The organism is Streptomyces sp. NPDC057654 (assembly GCF_042800135.1).
Lineage (GTDB): Bacteria > Actinomycetota > Actinomycetes > Streptomycetales > Streptomycetaceae > Streptomyces.
In genome coordinates, this window is sequence record NZ_JBHVHQ010001022.1 from 1 (window position 1) to 2,809 (window position 2,809).

Genomic DNA, 2,809 nt, shown 5'->3' on the forward strand with positions numbered 1-2,809 from the left:
GACCTGTGGCGGCTGGTCTCCGCCGGCACCGACGCGATCACCGGGTTCCCCGCCGACCGCGGATGGGACCTGGACGCGCTCGACGACCCCCGGCAGGAACGCCCCGGCACCAGCTACGCGTCACTCGGCGGCTTCCTCGACGGCGTCGGCCGCTTCGACCCCGGATTCTTCGGCATCTCGCCCCGCGAGGCCCTCGCCATGGACCCGCAGCAGCGGCTGCTGCTGGAGACCACCTGGGAATCGTTCGAACGGGCCGGGATCGACCCGGCCACGCTGCGCGGCAGCCGCACCGGGGTGTTCGCCGGGGTCATGTACCAGGACTACGCCGTGAGGCTGCGCCACGCACCCGACGACGTCGCGGGGTACCTGGGCAGCGGCAGCTCCGACAGTGTCGCCTCCGGCCGCGTCGCCTACACCTTCGGCCTGGAGGGCCCGGCGGTCAGCGTGGACACCGCCTGCTCCTCCTCCCTGGTCGCCCTGCACTTCGCCTGTCAGGCGCTGCGGCTCGGGGACTGCACGATGGCGCTGGCCGGCGGCGCGATGGTGATGTCCACGCCCGTGCCGTTCGTGGAGATGAGCCGCCAGGGCGGCCTGGCCCGGGACGGCCGCTGCAAGTCCTTCTCGGCCCGCGCGGACGGCACCGGCTGGGGCGAAGGCGTGGGGATGCTGCTGCTGGAACGGCTCTCCGACGCCCGCCGCAACGGGCACCCAGTGCTGGCCGTGGTCCGGGGCACCGCCGTCAACCAGGACGGCGCGAGCAGCAGGCTCACCGCGCCCAACGGGCCCGCCCAGCAGCGTGTGATCCGCCAGGCGCTGGACAACGCGGGCCTCACGCCCTCCGAAGTCGACGTCGTCGAGGCGCACGGCACCGGAACGCCCCTGGGCGACCCGATCGAGGCGCAGGCCCTGCTGGCGACGTACGGACGCGGGCGGCCCGAGGGGCAGCCGCTGCTGCTCGGATCGCTGAAGTCGAACATCGGCCACACACAGGCGGCGGCGGGTGTCGGCGGCGTCATCAAGACGGTGCTCGCCATGCGGCACGGCGTGGTGCCGCCGACCCTGCACGCCGAGGACCCCTCGCCCCAGATCGACTGGTCCACGGGCGCGGTGCGGCTGGTCACCGAAGAGGCCCCCTGGCCCAAGACCAGCCACCCGCGCCGCGCCGCCGTCTCCTCCTTCGGCGTCAGCGGCACCAACGGGCACGTTGTGCTGGAGGAAGCACCGGTCGCCGAGGAACCGGAGGAAGAGGGACGCGGGGAAGGCACGGGCGTACTCCCCTGGGTGCTCTCCGGCCGCACCGCCGAAGCCCTCCGCGCCCAGGCCGTACGCCTCCGGGCCCACCTCGACACCGACACCGGGGCGCGCGTTGCCGACGTGGGCCACTCCCTGGCGACCGGGAGGGCCGCGCACGAGCACCGCGCCGCGCTGATCGGCACCGAACCCGACGACTTCCGACAGGGCCTGACCGCCCTCGCCGCAGGCTCGGCCGCCCCCGGGTTGGTGCAGGGAATTGCCGGTACGAGTGGCGAAGTCGCTTTCGTCTTCCCCGGTCAGGGTTCGCAGTGGGAGGGAATGGCTGCTCAACTGCTGGACGCGGAGCCGGTGTTCGCGGATCGGGTTGCGGAGTGTGGGCGGGCTCTCGCTCCGTTTGTCGACTGGTCGTTGGAGGATGTTCTACGGGCACGGGTTGGTGCTCCGTCGTTGGAGCGGGTTGACGTGGTGCAGCCGGCCTTGTTCGCGGTGATGGTGTCGCTGGCGGCGGTGTGGCGTTCGTACGGGGTGGAGCCGGGTGCTGTTGTCGGTCATTCGCAGGGTGAGATCGCTGCCGCCTGCGTCGCCGGAGCGCTGTCACTCGATGACGCGGCGCGGGTGGTGGCGTTGCGGAGCAAGGCGTTGCGCGCCTTGTCGGGGCGGGGCGGCATGGTGTCCGTGGCCCTGCCCGCTGCTGAGGTGGGGGAGTGGCTGGCGGACTGGGACGGTGCCTTGTCCGTCGCTGCCGTCAATGGGCCTGCTTCCATTGTCGTATCGGGTGACGCGGGCTCGCTGGATGAGTTGTTGGAGCAGGCGGAGGCGCGGGAGGTGCGGGCCCGGCGGGTACCGGTGGACTACGCCTCGCACTCTTCTCATGTCGAAGACATTCACGAACAACTACTCATTGAACTTGCGGAGTTGACACCCCGCCAGGCTGACGTTCCGTTCTACTCGACGGTCACCGGTGAGCTGCTGGAGACCACCACGGGGCTGGACGCCGAGTACTGGTACCGCAACCTTCGCCAGACGGTGCGCTTCGAGGAGGCGACCCGCGCGCTGCTCGCCGACGGCTTCCAGGTCTTCCTGGAGTCAAGCCCCCACCCTGTGCTCACCGTCGGCGTGCAGGAGACCGCCGATGCGGCGGGGAGCGGAGCCGCCGCCGTGGGCACCCTGCGCCGCGACGACGGAGGGCCGCGCAGGCTGATGGAGTCGCTGGCCGAACTGCACCTGCGCGGCGTCCGGGTGGACTGGGACGCCGTCTTCGCCGGGCACGCGCCCCGCCGCGTGGACCTCCCCACTTACCCGTTTCAGCGCGAGCGGTACTGGCTGGAGGACGGCGCGGACGACGTCGCCGACGTGACCTCGGCGGGGCTGACCCCCGCCGGGCACCCGCTGCTCGGCGCGGTCATCGCCCTGGCCGACGCCGACGGCCTGCTCCTCACCGGACGGCTGTCCGCGCAGACCCAGCCATGGCTGGCCGACCACGCCGTGCGGGGCGCGATCCTGCTGCCGGGCACCGCGTTCCTGGAGCTCGCGGTGCAGGCGGGCGACCGGGTCG

The 2,809-nt window shown here is 72.4% G+C and carries 1 protein-coding gene; it reads left to right on the forward strand.

Annotated features, from left to right (window positions below):
- Positions 1-2,809, forward strand: a 2,809-nt coding sequence (locus ACFU99_RS39840) for a type I polyketide synthase (RefSeq protein WP_384402492.1), incomplete at both ends; no start/stop codon positions are given.